This window comes from Streptomyces sp. NPDC001443, assembly GCF_053597355.1.
The window spans coordinates 80628-96393 of the sequence record NZ_JBSFIA010000017.1 but is presented as its reverse complement, the minus strand read 5'-3'; the positions used below and the strand labels follow the sequence as shown (position 1 = coordinate 96393).

The window sequence follows — 15766 nt, the reverse complement described above, 5'->3', positions numbered from 1 at the left end:
CCGCCGCAGACGGGCGCCGACGTCATCCGAAGTAGTTGTCGAACGTCCGCTGGAACTCCCCGCCCGCGAAGCGGTCCCAGTTGACCGACCACGTCATCAGGCCGCGCAGGGCGGGCCAGGTGCCATGCGGCGTGTACGAGCCGCAGTTGGTCTTCTTCGTCAGGCAGTCCAGGGCCTTGGTGACCTCGGCCGGGGCGACGTAGCCGTTGCCGGCGTTGGTGGACGCCGGCATGCCGATCGCGATCTGGTCCGGGCGCAGCGCAGGGAAGACGTTGTTGGCGTTGCCGGCCACCGGGAAGCCCGAGAGCAGCATGTCGGTCATGGCGATGTGGAAGTCCGCGCCGCCCATGGAGTGGTACTGGTTGTCGAGGCCCATGATGGGGCCCGAGTTGTAGTCCTGGACGTGCAGCAGGGTCAGGTCGTCGCGCAGGGCGTAGATCACCGGAAGATAGGCCCCGCACCGCGGGTCCTGGCCGCCCCACTGGCCCGTGCCGTAGAACTGGTAGCCCATCTGCACGAAGAAGGTCTCGGGCGCCATGCTCAGGACGAACTTGGAGCCGTACCTGGCCTTCAGGGTCTTCAGCGCCGAGATGAGGTTCACGACGGTCGGCGTCTTCGGGTTCTTGAAGTCCGTGTCGTCGGTGTTCAGCGACAGGGAGTGGCCCTCGAAGTCGACGTCCAGGCCGTCGAGGCCGTACTCGTCGATGATCTTCGAGACGGACGAGACGAAGGTGTCGCGGGCTGCCGTCGTGGTCAGCTGGACCTGACCGTTCTGTCCGCCGATGGAGATGAGCACCTTCTTGCCGGCCGCCTGCTTGGCCTTGATCGCCGCCTTGAAGTCTGCGTCGCTCTCCACGTTCGGGCATTCGGTGACCGGGCAGCGGGTGAAGCGGATGTCGCCCGAAGTGGTGGACGTGGGCTCGCCGAAGGCCAGGTCGACGACGTCCCAGCTGTCGGGGACGTCGGCCATGCGCGTGTAGCCGGCGCCGTTGGCGAAACTCGCGTGGAGATAGCCGACCAGAGCATGGGTGGGCAGGTCGGCGGATCCTCCGCCGCCCGACCCCGCGGTCGTCGTCGCCGTCACCGCCGTCGACCTCGCCGACTCGCCGGCGGTGTTCACACCGGCGACCTGGAACGTGTACGCGGTGGCGGCGGCCAGGCCGGTCACGGTGGCCGAAGTGCCGGTCACCGTCTGGACCTTGACGCCGTCGCGGTAGACCGCGTAACTCGTCGCGCCGCTTGCCGCCGACCAGGACAGGGCGACGCTGGAGGAGGTGACGGCACCGGCCGTCAGGCCGGTCGGCGCGGCGGGCGGCTGGCCGGCCGGGGCGCCCGGACCGAACACGGAGACGTCGTCGGCGTAGTACGCGCCGGTGTTGTACCAGCCGTGGGTGTAGATCGTCACCTGGGTGGTGGACGCGCCGGTGCGGAACGTCGTCGTGAGCTGCTGCCAGTCGGAGGCGGCCTGGGTCCACGTGGAGACGTCGGTGGTGCCGGTGCCGCTCGCGCCGAGGTAGACGTAGGACCCGCGGACGTAACCGGACAGTGTGTACTGGGAGTTCGGCTGTACGGTCACCGTCTGCGAGCACTGCGCGTAGTCATTGCCGGCCGGGATCGCCTGCAGTGCCGAGGTGCCGGTGCGGACGGGGCTGGTGACCGACTTGCCGGCCGTGCAGCTCCAGCCGTCCAGTCCCGCCTCGAAGCCGCCGTTGCGGATGAGTTCGGCGTCGGCGGCCTGTGCGGCCGACGTGAGTGCGGCGATACCGGACACGGCCAGTGCCGCAGTCGTCAGCAGGGCGAGGACAGGTCTGGGGCGGTCCACAAGTGCCTCCGGGTGGGGGGTGGTTGAACTGCGGAGCGCGCTCAATTTGGTCCAGACCAATTCGTTTGTCAAGGCCCGCGGCGGACAGTCCCTGCCCCCGTCCAGCCCTCACTTCCCCCAGGGCGACTCCCCGGAGGACCACGTGCTGTGAGGCGCTGCGCCGGTCACCTCGGGAACTGTCGGTCCGTTCGGGAACCGGTGGGGGCGCCGCTGCCGAGAGCCCACGACTCGATGTCGCGGTAATGGATCGGCCCGCGGCTGCGCCCGGCATTGCTGCCGACCAGGTGCAGACGTTCGGCAGGCCAGGGCAGACCCGTGAATTCGGCCAGGGCTTCAGCGATCTCCCCAGCCGACGACCGATCTCCTCGGCGGGCACGCGCCAGCGTCAGATGGGGGCGCAAGGGCCGCTCTTCGAAGGCGATCCCGCAGTTCTTGACCGCGGTACGCACATCGGCGGCGAGCACGTGCAGCGCATCGAGGTCTCCGTCGACTCCGCTCCACAGCACGCGGTCGTCGAAGTCTCCGCTGCCGCGCAGGGACAGGGGGATCGGCTGTCGCCCGGCAGCGAGTTCGGCGAGCGGCGCCTGCAGCAGCAGCGCTGTCTCGGGCGGCAACTCTCCGAGGAACGCCAGAGTGATGTGCCAGTCCTCCACCCGGTTCCATCGCATGTGCGGATGCGTGCCGTAGGCGGAGTGCAGTTCCCGGGCCAGTTCCTCCTTGGCGTGGTCGGGCGGGGCGAGGGCGATGAACACGCGAACGGTGGAGGGGCGGGTCTGATCGGTCACAACACAGTTCCTGTCGGGGACGGCGGGTCGCTCTCCACGGACGATACGAGGGCGGAGGACCCGGAGCCTCGGCGCGGGTCTGTCGCGGCGGCCGTGCCGGCCACCGCGACAGCGATCACGACCGGCGACGACGCGGCCGCGCTCGCCCCGGGCGGCCCCGGCAGCGGTCCGGCGCGGATCAGGCCGGAGTGAAGGAACCCGGCCGATGGGTAGCCTGCGGCCGGCACCTCGCGCAGACGGGCAGCCTCGGGCATCCCGTCGTGCACGGGGTCCATGGCAGGGAGCCCCGGGTACGCCCGTGCCACGGCGGCGCAGACGGTGTCCGCGACCGTCTCGGCCTGGCGGCCGCACGAGCCCGTCGGTCGCCGAGTCGACGCTCGGTGACGGGTCGACTCGGCGGCCGACGGGCCCCGGCGGGCGGGCGGGTCAACGCAGCCCGGCGAAGAGGTCGTTCTCGGGCACGGCCGCGCCGGTGGTGTCCTGGACGCGTACGAAGGTCTCGACCCCCATCAGCTCGGTGAACCTCTGCCGGCCCATCTTGAGGAAGAAGATGTTCTCGCCCTGGCTGGCGTGCGCGGCCAGCGCGTCGAACTTCTGAGCGCCGAAGGCGGAGGTGTCCACCCAGGTGGTGATCTCCTCGTCGGGGAGCCCGATCTCGGCCATCGCGGCGGCCTCGGCGGGATCCGGCTCCTGCCAGTCGGCGCCGAACTCGCGCATGGTCTCCCCGAACCGCTGCATCATCGAGCGGGGCGCGGTCGTCCAGTACACCTTCGGTGTCCGCGCGGTCATGGCGAGCGCCGCCATCGTGATGCGGTTGGCCTGGATGTGGTCGGGGTGGCCGTAGAAGCCGTTCTCGTCGTAGGTGACGACCACATCGGGCCGATAGCGCCGCAGGAGTTCCGAGAGCCGGGCGGCGCCCTCCTCGACGGGCGTCCGCCAGAAGGATCCGGGGGCGTCGTTGTCCGGCCAGCCCATCATCCCGGAGTCGGCGTAGTCCAGCGTCTCCAGGTGGCTGACCTTCAGGACTTCGCAGCTCGCCTCGAGTTCGCGACGTCGCATCGAGGCGACGGCCGCCGGATCGTGCCCGGGCTCGCCCGGCTTGACACCCCCCGGTCCGTCGCCGCAACCGCCGTCGGTACACGTCACGAGGACCGTGCGGATGCCCTCCGCCGCGTAGCGCGCGAGGACACCTCCCGTCCCCGTGGCCTCGTCGTCGGGGTGGGCGTGTACCGCCATGAGCGTCAAGGGCCGGTCATTCATGAACAAGTCCTCCGGTGTGAAAAGGCTTCTGTCCGAACCCGGGGCGGACGGACGGGTGGCCGCCCCGGCATCGGGTGGCCGGACGCACCCGACCCGAGGGCCCAGGATCGCCTCCGGCGGACGACCTTCCGGTATCTCCGTGCCCCGCCCGCGCGGCCCCGCTCCCTCGACCGGTGCAACAGCGCCGGCCGGACCGGCTGTTCCCGCCGTGCCCGAGAACATCTCTGGACGACGGCTCCCACTCCCGGGCCGTTCGCTGCCGGATCTGCCGGATCTGCCGGTGAGCCTTCCATGCGTTCGAAGGCTCCATGCATCCGCTCGGGCCCGGCGCACGGGCCGCGAGGGGCGCATGACACGCGGGTCGGGAGCTGCGTGGCGGGGCAGCCGGGGACGACCGGGCCCAGTGCGCCCGCGAGCGGCGCGCATCGGGCGTACTGACGCGGTGTTGTACCCCGCTCATGTTCAGGGGTGGGTGGGGAGGACCTGGTCGAGTCCGGCGATGCCGAAGATCCGGCTGACGCGCTCGGAGGCGGCGGCCGGGGCGATGCCGGCGTGGGCCTGGAGGGGCGACGTCGCGGCAGGCGATCAGGACGGTGATACCGCTGGAGTCGCAGCAGGTGGTGCCGCCGAGGCCGAAGACGACGGCACGCCGGGTCTGCCGTCGGCCGGGCGGGCGCACGCCGGTGGTTGTCACCCTCGTGCGCCCGGCGATGACTTCAGGTCGAAGCAGGCCGCAAGGCCTCCGGATCCGGGCGGAAGGTCTGGCGCAGCTCGCCCAGACCTTGGATTCGGCTGACCAGGACGTCGTCGGGGCCGAGGAAGCGCTGCGGCACCCGACGGTTGCCGACGCCCGAAGGCGTTCCCGTGAAGACGAGGTCACCCGGGTGGAGCGGGCAGACCGCGCTGATGAACTCGATCAGCCGGGGAACCGAGAAGATCATCTCGCTGGTCCGGGCGGCCTGGACGCTCTCGCCGTTGAGCAGGCACTCGATGGCCAGATCGTCACGGTCGGCGAGCTCGTCCGGGGTGACCAGGGCAGGTCCGGTCGGGCCGAAGCCGGGATAGGACTTGCCCAAGGAGAACTGGGCCGGCTTGCCGGTCAGTTGCAGCCGCCGTTCGGACAGGTCCTGGCCCACGGTCAGGCCGGCGACGACCTCCCATGCCTCGGCGGCCGGGACACGGTGGCAGGCCCGGCCGATCACGGCCACCATCTCCAGCTCCCAGTCGACGTTGCCGTCGGGCAGTTCGACCTCGGCGTGGGGGCCCGTGATGCACGAGGGGAACTTGGTGAAGAGCAGCGGGATCTCGGGAGCGACGTAGCCCGCCTCGGCCGCGTGCGGCCGGTAGTTCAAGGCGACGGCGAATACCTGCCGGGGACGGGGGACGGGTGCGTTCAGGTCGGTTTCGCGGTAGGGCGTCGGGGCGGGCAGTTCCGCCTGCCCGGCCCAGGCGACGAACTCGTCCCATTCGGCCAGGAGTTGCATCGGGTCGGAGCCGAAGCGGCCGTGGGAGGCGGTGGCGATGTCGACCGCCCCGTCCCCGACGAGGAGGACGGCGCGGTCGGCCAGCGTGGCGAGTCGCATCCGGCTCTCCTCAGTTCGTCGGACCGTAGAGGTCGATCGAGTACGGTTCGCTGTCGTGCGCGTCCTTCCAGGCGATCACCGGATTGCGCAGGGTGCCGACCCCTTCGATCTCGGCTTCGATCCGGTCGCCCGCTCGGAGGTAGAAGTCGAAGGGGTTGGGCTGCACCGCCGCGACCCCCGAGATCGTTCCGGTGGTGACGATGTCGCCGGCGCTGTAGCCCTGCGCCGAGTGGTAGGCCACCAGATGCGGGATGGAGATCACCATCTGCCGTGTGTTGCCGGTCTGCCGCCGCTCGCCGTTGACGCGCAGCTCCATGGCGAGCGCCTGCGGGTTCGGCACCTCGTCCTTGGTGACGATCCACGGGCCGATGGGGCAGAAGGTGTCGATCGCCTTGGAGAAGGAGAAGACGCCGGACTGCATCTCGCGGCGTTGGATGTCGCGGGCGGTGATGTCGTTGAAAACGGTGTAGCCGGCGATGTAGTCCTCGGCTTCCTCCGGGCCGAAGAACTTGCCGCTCCTGCCGATCACGATCGCCAGCTCGAGCTCGTAGTCGAGCTCCTCGGTGAGTCCCTCGGGGTAGACGATCGCCTCGTCGGGGCCGATGATCGCGTCGACGTTCTGGAAGAAGACGATGCCCTTGTGCACCGGGTGCGACCAGTCCACGGCGGTCAGTTCGTCGTGGTGGTCGGTGAAGTTGCCGGCCGTGTGGAAGAACTTCTTCGGCACGATCGGTGCCCGCAGACGTACGTCCGCGAGGGCGAAGCGCCGGCCGGTCTCGCCGACCTCGCCGCCGCGCTCGAAGTAGTCGCGCATCGACGGAACGTCGAGTTCCACCACGTCATCGCCGTCGAGGCGGCCGACCTGGCCGTTGTCGAAGGTCACGAGTTTCATGCGGGGTCTCCTGGTTGTCCGACGCGGAAGACGCGCAGCTGGAGCGCGAGCGTCGCGTAGTAGCCCACCAGGACGGTGAGCTCCACCACCGCCTCCATGCCGTTCAATGAAACGGCGCGGCCGAAGAGCGCGTCGTCGGCGTCGCCGCTCGCCACCAGCGCCGTCACGAGATCGGCCGCGGCCGCTTCCGCCGGGTCGCTCGGCTCCGGTGCCGTGCCGGAGCGGATGGCGACGAGCTGGGCGTCGCTGAGGCCGGCCGCTCGGCCGATCGGCTCGTGGGCGTACCGCTCGAAGGCGCAGTCCCAGTGCGCCGCGACGATCAGGACGGCCGTCTCACGAACGCGGTCGCTCAGTGTGGAGCGGTACCTGAGGGCCGATCCGAGTTCCTGCAACGCGGATCCGACGGCCGGGGCGTGCAGCATCGCGTTGAACGGTCCGTTCAGACGTCCTTCGCCGTCCGTGAGGGAGAAGTGCTGTGGACCGTTCGCTCGGGGGCCGCCCGCGATGGCGTCGTAGAGGACACGTTGCGCGGCGTCCAGTTCATGGGGTGTGAGGCGGGGGAGGCGGGTCATGCCCTCACCCTGCGGCGGACGCCGGGCCGTGGCGACGGGCATGCCGGGCAATGGCATGCCGGACCCGGCGTGTGCCGGTGAATGAAACACCTGTAGTGCGCGTCACCCGGGCCGCCTTGGATGCTCGGCATGACGGATTGGCTCGGACTTCATGATCGCGCTGCTCTCGTCGCCGGTGCCGGTGGCATCGGCGCGGCGGCCGCGCTGGCCCTCGCCCGACAGGGCGCGCGCGTGGTGGTGGCGGATGTCGACGAGGAACGGCTGGCAGGACTGACGGAGCAGGCCGCCGAACTCGGCGTGGGCCTCGACACGCGGGTCGCCGACCTCACCGACGCCGAGGACGCCCGCAAGGCCGTCGCCGGTGCCGCCGCAGCGCTGGGAGGCCTCGACGTCTTCCTCCACGCCGTCGGGACGAACGACCGGCGGCCCGCTCTGGAGACGCCCGACGAGGTCTGGCAGCGGATCATCGACGTGAACCTCAAGAGCGCGGTCTGGACGGCGCAGGCGGCGGGCGCGCTGATGGTCGACGCAGGGTACGGCCGGATCGTGTTCGTCTCGTCCGTCTCCGGTCTGCTCGCCCACGCCCATCACGCGCCGTACGCCGCGACCAAGGGCGGCGTCAACCAGCTCTGCCGGGTCATGGCCCGTGAATGGGCACCCCACGGGGTCACGGTCAACGCGATCGCACCCGGCTACACCGAGACCGACCTGACGCGCACCTACCTGGACAGGCCCGGCATGCGGGAATCCATGGTCGGCCTGGTGCCGGCCGGCCGTCTCGGCACGACCGACGACCTGGTCGGACCGCTCCTCTTCCTCAGCTCCGCCCGGTCCGCGTTCGTGACGGGCCACGTCATGTACGTCGACGGCGGCCGGACCCTTGTCTGAAAGGCAGCACTTCTCATGACTTCCCCCCATCGATTCGCCGACAGGGTCGTTCTGGTCACGGGCGCCGGCACGGGCCTCGGTGCTGAGATCGCCGTCCGTGCCGCACAAGAGGGCGCCGACGTCGCGATCCACTACCGCAGCTCCGAGGCCGGGGCCCGCCGCACCGCGGAACGGGTCGAGGCGGAAGGGCGCAAGGCCTTCCTCGTCAGGGCCGACATCGTCGAGTGGGCCCAGATCAAGCGCATGGCCGACGAGGTGTGGAACCACTTCGGCCGCCTCGATGTCGCCGTCAACAACGTGGGCGACATGGCCAGCGAGCAGATGTCCTGGCGGGAGATCACCGAAGAGGCCGTCGATCACACTCTGGCCGTCGACCTCAAGGGCACCCTGATGTGCACCCACGAATTCGGCTCACGCATGCTTGAGCAGCCCCAAGGGGGCGCGATCGTCAACGTGGGTTCGACCGTCGTGGTGCGCGGCAGCGCCCGCGCGCCTCAGTACGCGGCCGCCAAGTACGGCGTTCTGGGCATCACCAAGTCCTACGCACAGGCGTTTGCGCCCAAGGTCCGGGTGAACACCTTCGCGCCGGGCTTCATGGAGACGGAGCGGATGCTCGGCAGGGAGGACTACAGGACCGGCCGGGGAGACAAGCTGCGGGAGATGACACCGATGCGCCACATTCCCCGGCCCGAGGAGGTCGCAGGCGCGGCGCTCTTCCTCGCGACGCCCGACGCCACCCACATCACCGGCAGCTACTTCGTGGCCGACGGCGGCTACAACATGATCGGAGCCTGACATGACTGCCCAGCGCGTCCTCTTCGTCAACGGTGCTGTCTTCGACGGATCGGGAGAGCCGGCGTTCACCGCCGACGTGGTGGTCGAAGGCGACACGATCGAGGCCGTGGTCGCCGGAGGCGGCGTGGCGGCGCGGCCGGGAGACCGGGTCGTCGACTGCGCGGGCAGGACGGTCATGCCCGGCATGGTCGAGTCCCACTGCCACCTGACCTTCCCTTCGGCGGTCGGGCACATCGATCCGACCTTCAACCCGCCGCTGGACGTCAGCTTCTTCCATCACATGCCGACGCCGGACGAGCACCTCGAGATCGCCGGGCGCAACGCTCGCATCCTGCTCGACCAGGGCTTCACCAGCGCCTATTCGGCGGGCTCGCTCACTCCGGTACCGACCGAGGTCGTCCTGCGGGACCGGATCAAGGCCGGTGCGGCAGTCGGACCGCGGATGCGCGCGGCGTCCTTCGAGCGGGACAACAACCCGGTGCGGATGGGTCCCGACGGTCCGCGCGAGCAGAAGACCGGTCCGGACGCCGTACGCGAGTTCATCCGCGAACAGGCGGCTCTCGGCTTCGACAGCGTGAAGCTTCTGATGAGCAACGACGACGTCTTCTTTGCCGGCGGCTCGATGGTCACGCAGTACAGCGCAGAGGAGGCGCGTGCCGCCGGTGAGCAGGCCCGCGAGTCCGGAGTGTGGCTCAACTGCCACGCCCAGAACCCCGAGTCCATCAAGCTGGCCGTCACCAGCGGCTTCCGCTCGATCTACCACTGTTCCTACGCGGACGCGGAGGCCGTCGATCTGCTCGACGAGGCGAAGGACTCGATCTTCCTTTCGCCGGCGGTCGGCATCATGTGGGCCAATGTCCACGAGGGCGAGGAGTTCGGCATCGACCCGGCGACGGCCGAGGAGATGGGCTCGGTGAAGTCGCTCGAGGCGATGACGCGGCTCTACCCCGAGCTGCGCAAGCGCGGTCTGCGCGTGCTGCCCGGTGGCGACTACGGCTTCCCGAACAATCCGATCGGCCGCAATGCCCGCGACCTCGAGCTGTTCGTGAAGCTCTTCGGCTACACCCCGCTCGAGGCGCTCAAGGCCGCCACCTTCTACGGCGGTCAGGTGCTCGACATGCCGGTCGGTCACCTGGTCCCGGGCCACCTGGCGGACGTTCTCGTCGTGGACGGCGACCCGACCCAGGACGTCACGGTGCTCCAGGACGCCGACAACCTTCTCGCCATCATGCAGGGCGGCCGCTTCCACAAGCGGGCCGACCGGCTCGCGCTGTCCGTCGCATGAGGAGCTTTTCCGGCGTCGAGTACGGCGCGGTCCCGGGCTTTCGTCCGTTGGAGCTCGATCTGCACGTGCCCGAGCTCTCCGCCGACGAGGCGAAGTCCCGGGTGGCGGTCATCGTCCACGTGCACGGTGGCGGGTGGCGACGCGGCTCGCGCCGCCACCCACTGCCCCGCCTCCGGGAGGAGTTCTACCCGGCGATGGTGCGCGCGGGTTTCGCCGTCGCCGCGATCGACTACCGCCTCAGTGGCGAGGCGACCTATCCGGCGGCTGTCGAGGACGTCCGGGCCGCGGTGGCGGCGGTCGCCGGGCTGCTGGCCGAACACGGGGTGAGCGCGGGCCCGGTCTTCCTGTGGGGTGACTCGGCGGGCGGCCACCTCGCGTTGCTGGCGGCGCTCACCGGCGCGGAGGCGGCCGGCGTGGTGGCCTGGTTCCCGGTGACCGACCTGGCCGCCATGCCCGGATCGTCCGACCCGCGGACGCGCGAGGCCCTGTTCCTCGGCGCTCCCACCGGCGCGGTGCCCGAGCTGGCACGCGAGGCGAGCCCGATCACCCACGTCCGCGCCGACGCGCCGCCGATGCTGGTCGTGCACGGAGACAGCGACACGATGGTGCCGTACAGCCAGAGCACGACCTTCGTGTCCGCGCTCATCGCGTCGGGCGGCACCGCCGAACTCGTCCTCGTGCCCGGCGCCGGTCATTTCTGGGACGGTGCCGAGGACCCGTCGGCCATCCACCGACAGGCGATCGGGTTCCTGCGTGACCTGGCGGAGGCATGAGTCGTCCGTTGCTGCCGGGCTTCAACCCGGATCCCAGCGTGGTGCGGGTGGGAGACGACTACTTCCTCGTCACCTCGTCGTTCGAATACCTTCCCGGGCTTCCGGTCCATCACAGCACCGACCTGCGCAACTGGCGTCGGATCGGGCACGTGGCGACCCGTCCCGAACAGGTCCGGCTCGACCGGGTGCCGACTCCGGGCGGTGTCTGGGCCCCGACACTGCGGTACCGAAACGGCGTCTTCCACCTGATCGTCACCGTCTTCCTCGGCGGGCGCGGCTGCGTCGTGTTCACCGCGACGGACCCGGCGGGCCCGTGGAGCGACGGCGTGCCGATTCCGGCGGTCGACGGCATCGACCCCGATCTCGCCTGGGACGAGGACGGCACGGCGATCGTCACCTTCGCGCGCCATCCCGACCCGGTCCAGCAGGTCCGGGTCGACCTCTCCACGGGGGAGGCGCTGGAGGCGCCGCGGGCGATCTGGCGGGGCAGCGGGCTGTACTCCCCGGAGGGGCCGCACCTCTACCAGCGGGGCGAGTGGTGGTACCTCGTGGTGGCCGAAGGCGGCACCGACCGCGGCCACGCCGTGACGGTCGCCCGCGCACGGCGTCCCGAAGGCCCGTTCGAGGGTTGCCCGGCCAACCCCGTCCTGACGGCTTCCGGCACCGGTTCGCCGGTGCAGAACCTCGGTCACGCGGACCTGGTCGAGACCGATCGGGGCACGGCGTTTGTCTGCCTGGGCGTCCGGCCCGTGGGACTGGCCAAGTCGTTCTCCCCCCTCGGCAGGGAGACCTTCCTGGGGACCGTCGACTGGGTGGACGGCTGGCCGCAGGCCCGACTGGCCGACCTGCCGCCGTCGCCACCGGAAGAGGTCGACCACGACTTCACGACGCCGTCGGCGCTCCGCGACCCCGAGTGGATCGCGGTGCGCCGGCCGGCGGCCGAGTTCGCCCGGACCGTCCCCGGCGGGCTGCTGATCTCGAGTGCCGCAAGCACCGGGCTTGACGGGCTGCGCCCGGCGTTCCTCGGCCGCAGGCAGCGGCACCTGGCGGCCACCGTCAGCGCGGCGTTCGACGTCCGTGCGGGGACCGGCGGCCTGGCCCTGCGCAATGCGGAGGACAACGTCGTCGCGCTGGAGGCGCGTGCGAGCGCCGCGGGAGTCGAGGTCACCGCGCGCGCCGTCGTGGCCGGCTTCGACCGGAGCTGGCACGCGACCCTGCCGACCGGCGAGGTCGAGCTCACCTTCACGATGACGCCGCCGCCCGCCGACTTCTCCGCGGGCGCGGTCGGCGGCGACCGGATCCGCCTGACCGCCCGGTCGGCCGGCACCCAGGTCACCCTGGCCGAGCTCGACGGCCGGCACTGGTGCTTCGAGACGGCCAAGGCGTTCACCGGCCGTGTGGTCGGCCCCTTCGCGAGCGAGGGCGACGTGATCGTCCGCCGGCTGCGCTACACCGGACGCGCCTGACGTTTCATTGAACGGCACGGCGCAGTGACCGGGCGCACGGCTTCCGGAACCCTGCGGTCCATGCCGATTCACCCCGAAGTTCTCAGGCGATTGAAACTGATCGAAGGCGCGCCCGACATGCGGGCCTTCTTCGAGGATCCGCAGTACGCCGAGCGGCGTGCGGCCTACCGGTCCTGGCCGGACTACGAGGTGCCCGACCTCCCCGTACGCGACACCACGGCACCGGGGCCGCACGGCCCGGTGCCGGTACGGGTCTACGGGGAACGTCCCGGTGCGGGCCCGCGGCCGTGCCTGGTCTGGATGCACGGCGGGGCCTTCATGATGGGCGACCTCGACATGCCCGAGGCCGACTGGACCGCGCGCGAAGTGGCCGTCCGCGGCGACGTGGTCGTCGTCTCGGTGGACTACCGGCTCTGCCGGGACGGGGTCCACCACCCGGTGCCGCACGACGACGTGGTCGCGGCGGTGCGCTGGGTCCGGGAGAGCGCCGCCGAACTCGGTGTCGACCCCGACCGGGTCTCGGCCGGAGGCGCGAGCGCCGGGGCCAATCTGGCGGCCGGCGCGGCGCTGAGGCTCCGCGACGAGGACCAGCGTCCCCTCGCCTGCCTGGTCTTCGCCTACGGAGTGGCCCACGCGGTCCTGCCGGCTCTGCCGCCGGAGTATCTGGCGCTGATGGACGAACTGCCGCAGGAGATGCGGATGCCGCCCGCGACGCACCGGTTCTTCAACCACAACTACCTCGGCGGCCCGCTCAGCGGGGCCGACGGCTACGCGTTCCCGATCCTCGGCGACCTGCGCGGCTCGTGTCCGACGCTGGTGCTCAACGGCGAGTACGACGACCTGCGGGTCTCCGGCGAGGGGTTCGCGGCGGCACTCGCCCGGGCGGGTGCCGACGTCCGCCAGGTGATGGTGCGCACCATGCCGCACGGCTTCTTGAACTGGGCGGCCACCCTGGAGCCCACGGCGAGGGCTCTGGATCTCATCTCCTCCACCGTGCGCCAGGCGGAACGGATCACGGCATGAGCGTCCCGAACTCCCTTGCCGTCGAGCATCTCGGAGCCCGCCCGCTCGGCCTCGGTGAACGCTCGCCGCGGCTGTCCTGGCGCCTTCCGGAGGGAACGGCGGCGCAGGAGGCGTACCGCATCCTGGCCGAGATCGACGGCACCGAGCACGACACGGGCTGGATCGAGGGCGGCGACGGCGTACTGGTCGCCTGGCCGTTCGCGCCGCTGGGCTCGGCGGCCGAGGTCGCCTGGCGGGTGCGGCTGCGGACCGATCTCGGCGAGTCCGCCTGGTCGCAACGGGCCGTCTTCGAGACCGGGCTGCTGGACGAGGGGGACTGGTCCGCCGACTGGATCCGCCCCCGGGAGCCCGGGGTCGCCCCGGCCGGTCGGCGCCCGGCCTACGCCTTGCGCCGCCGGTTCGTCGTCGACCGGCCGGTGCGCCGGGCCCGCCTCTACGCGACCGCGCACGGCGTCTACGAGACGTTCCTCGACGGCACTCGCATCGGCGACGTCGAACTCGCACCCGGATACACCCACTACACCCGTCGCCTGCCTGTCCAGGCCTACGACGTCACGGCCCTCCTCGCGCCCGGAGAGGTCACGCTCGGCGCACTGCTCAGCGACGGCTGGTTCCGTGGCCAGCTCGGCATCTTCCGGGCCGCGGACCAGTGGGGCGAACGCACGGCGTTCCTGGCGCAGCTGGAGGTCGAGTACGTCGACGGCGCTGTGACCGTGTTCGGCACGGACGCCGGTTGGGAGTGGCGGGTCTCGACCCTGATCCGCGCCGACCTCATCGCCGGCGTGACCGAGGACCGGCGTGGAGGGGGCGGGGCGAACGATCCGGACGCCGGATGGGAGCCGGTGGAGGTCGCCCCGCTCGGCTACGGGACGCTCGTCTGGTCCCCGGCTCCACCGGTCCGCCGGATCGAGGAGCTGCACCCGAGGTCCGTCACCCGGGTCGGGGACCGCCAGGTCGTCGACCTGGGGCAGAACATCAACGGCTGGGTCCGGCTCGAACGGCTCGGCCCCGAAGGCACCGAACTGACCCTGACACACGGCGAAGCACTCGGCCCGGACGGCGACGTCACCACCGAGCACCTGAAGCCGGCCGTGCCCTTCCTGCCCGAGCCGCTCCCGGCGGGACAGACCGACACCGTGGTCTCCGCGGGCCGGGCCGGTGACGCCTTCGAGCCGCGGCACACCACCCACGGCTTCCAGTACGTCCGGATCGAGGGACATCCCGAGGAACTGAGCCCCGCGGACCTGACCGGCGTGGTGGTGCACACCGACCTGCGCCGCACCGGCTGGTTCTCGTGCAGCGACGAGCGGATCGACCGGCTGCACGAGGCGGCGGTATGGAGCTTCCGCGGCAACGCCTGTGAGATCCCGACCGACTGCCCGCACCGGGAGCGCGCGGGCTGGACCGGCGACTGGCAGCTGTACGTGCCCACCGCCGCCTTCCTCTACGACGTCGCGGGCTTCTCGGCGAAGTGGCTCGCCGACGTCGCCGTCGAGCAGTGGGAGGACGGCACCGTCGCCAACATCTCCCCCCACGGTCCGATGGAGGGCCGGCAGGGTCCGACGGCGCGGTTGCAGGGCTCGGCCGGCTGGGGTGACGCCGTCGTGATCGTGCCGTGGGAGCTCTACCGCGCCTACGGCGACGAGCGGATCCTGGCCGACATGTGGCCCAGCATGGTGCGCTGGCTCGAACGCAGCGAACGGATGGCGGCATCGGGCAGACATCCGGCCCGCACGGGGCCGCGGGCCCCGCACGAGCGGTACCTGTGGGACACCGGATTCCACTGGGGCGAATGGCTAGAGCCGGGCAACGACGTCGACGACTTCGGTGCCTTCCTGGCTGCCGACAAGAGCGATGTCGCGACGGCGTACTTCGCGCACTCCGCGCGGCTGATGGCGCGGATCGCGCAGGTGCTGGACCGACCCGCCGACATGGTTCGCTACCGCGAACTCGCGGAGCGGGTCACCGCCGCCTGGCGGGCCGAGTTCGCCATGCCGGACGGCATGGTGCGCCCGGCCACCCAGGCCAACCTCGTGCGCGCACTCGCCTTCGGCCTGGTGCCCGAGGAACATCGGGCCACGGTCGTCGCCCAGCTCGTGGAACGGATCCGGGCGGCCGGGACGCATCTCGCCACCGGCTTCCTCGCGACGCCCCTCCTGCTGCCCACCCTGGTCGAACACGGCCGGGCCGACCTGGCCTACGAGTTGCTGCTCCAGGACAGCCCGCCCTCCTGGCTGCACATGATCGACCGCGGCGCGTCCACGATCTGGGAGCGGTGGAACGGCATCGACGACGACGGCACTCCGCACGAGTCGCTGAACCACTACTCGAAGGGCGCGGTGATCAGTTTCCTGCATCGCTGCACGGCGGGTCTGCGGCCGCTGGAACCCGGGTACCGGCGCTTCCGCGTGGCACCGGTGCCGGGCGGCGGTCTGACGGCCGCCTCGGCGACGCTGGAATCGCCGTACGGGCGCATCGAGGCGGCATGGCGGATCGCGGCGGAGGGATTCCGGCTCGAGGTCACCGTGCCCCCCGGAACCTCGGCGGAGGTCGCCGTGCCGGCCGGGGCGGTCCGGCTCCTCGGTCCAGGCAGGCACCTCGTCACCCGCTGAGGGGGGCAGT

The 15766-nt window shown here is 71.2% G+C and carries 13 protein-coding genes; 7 read left to right on the top strand and 6 right to left on the bottom strand.

The annotated features are described in order from the left end of the window. Positions 1-22: 22 nt before the first annotated feature. The 6 genes from ACWC24_RS19480 to ACWC24_RS19455 all read right to left on the bottom strand — a co-directional run bounded on the left by ACWC24_RS19480 (position 23) and on the right by ACWC24_RS19455 (position 6914). Positions 23-1822 carry a chitinase gene (locus ACWC24_RS19480; protein ID WP_450664068.1) on the bottom strand — a complete coding sequence of 600 codons (1800 nt, stop codon included), beginning with the start codon at positions 1820-1822 and terminating at the stop codon, positions 23-25. 164 nt (positions 1823-1986) lie between these two features. After that, the gene (gene thpR / locus ACWC24_RS19475) at positions 1987-2607 is read right to left on the bottom strand and encodes an RNA 2',3'-cyclic phosphodiesterase (protein WP_450664067.1); all 621 of its coding nucleotides are present in this window, start codon (positions 2605-2607) and stop codon (positions 1987-1989) included. Positions 2608-3033: 426 nt separating this feature from the next. After that, positions 3034-3867, bottom strand: coding sequence for a PIG-L family deacetylase (locus tag ACWC24_RS19470; RefSeq protein ID WP_450664066.1), 834 nt, complete (start codon positions 3865-3867; stop codon positions 3034-3036). A gap of 716 nt (positions 3868-4583) precedes the next feature. After that, the gene (locus ACWC24_RS19465; protein ID WP_450664065.1) at positions 4584-5450 is read right to left on the bottom strand and encodes a fumarylacetoacetate hydrolase family protein; all 867 of its coding nucleotides are present in this window, start codon (positions 5448-5450) and stop codon (positions 4584-4586) included. A gap of 10 nt (positions 5451-5460) precedes the next feature. Then, entirely contained in the window at positions 5461-6342 is an 882-nt protein-coding gene (locus ACWC24_RS19460) for a fumarylacetoacetate hydrolase family protein (RefSeq protein WP_450664064.1), read from the bottom strand. Next, entirely contained in the window at positions 6339-6914 is a 576-nt protein-coding gene (locus tag ACWC24_RS19455) for a carboxymuconolactone decarboxylase family protein (RefSeq protein WP_450664063.1), read from the bottom strand. The genes ACWC24_RS19460 and ACWC24_RS19455 overlap by 4 nt, the downstream gene beginning before the upstream one ends. A gap of 129 nt (positions 6915-7043) precedes the next feature. On the opposite strand from ACWC24_RS19455, the gene ACWC24_RS19450 reads away from it, so the two are divergent. The 7 genes from ACWC24_RS19450 to ACWC24_RS19420 are packed head-to-tail and all read left to right on the top strand — an operon-like array spanning position 7044 to position 15756. Further along, complete coding sequence (locus ACWC24_RS19450) at positions 7044-7802, top strand: SDR family NAD(P)-dependent oxidoreductase (RefSeq protein WP_450664062.1); 759 nt, start codon at positions 7044-7046, stop codon at positions 7800-7802. A 15-nt stretch (positions 7803-7817) separates the two neighbouring features. Further along, positions 7818-8597: an SDR family NAD(P)-dependent oxidoreductase gene (locus ACWC24_RS19445; RefSeq protein WP_450664061.1), complete on the top strand. Its 780-nt coding sequence runs from the start codon at positions 7818-7820 to the stop codon at positions 8595-8597. 1 nt (position 8598) lies between these two features. Continuing rightward, a complete protein-coding gene (locus ACWC24_RS19440) occupies positions 8599-9882 on the top strand; it encodes an amidohydrolase family protein (protein ID WP_450664060.1) in 1284 nt (427 codons plus the stop codon). After that, the gene (locus ACWC24_RS19435; RefSeq protein ID WP_450664059.1) at positions 9879-10655 is read left to right on the top strand and encodes an alpha/beta hydrolase fold domain-containing protein; all 777 of its coding nucleotides are present in this window, start codon (positions 9879-9881) and stop codon (positions 10653-10655) included. The genes ACWC24_RS19440 and ACWC24_RS19435 overlap by 4 nt, the downstream gene beginning before the upstream one ends. Beyond that, complete coding sequence (locus ACWC24_RS19430) at positions 10652-12121, top strand: family 43 glycosylhydrolase (protein WP_450664058.1); 1470 nt, start codon at positions 10652-10654, stop codon at positions 12119-12121. Before ACWC24_RS19435 ends, ACWC24_RS19430 begins: the two co-directional genes overlap by 4 nt. Before the next feature lie 60 nt (positions 12122-12181). After that, complete coding sequence (locus tag ACWC24_RS19425) at positions 12182-13144, top strand: alpha/beta hydrolase (RefSeq protein WP_450664057.1); 963 nt, start codon at positions 12182-12184, stop codon at positions 13142-13144. Continuing rightward, positions 13141-15756, top strand: a complete 2616-nt coding sequence (locus tag ACWC24_RS19420) for a family 78 glycoside hydrolase catalytic domain (protein ID WP_450664056.1) — start codon at positions 13141-13143, stop codon at positions 15754-15756. The genes ACWC24_RS19425 and ACWC24_RS19420 overlap by 4 nt, the downstream gene beginning before the upstream one ends. Positions 15757-15766: the final 10 nt, after the last annotated feature.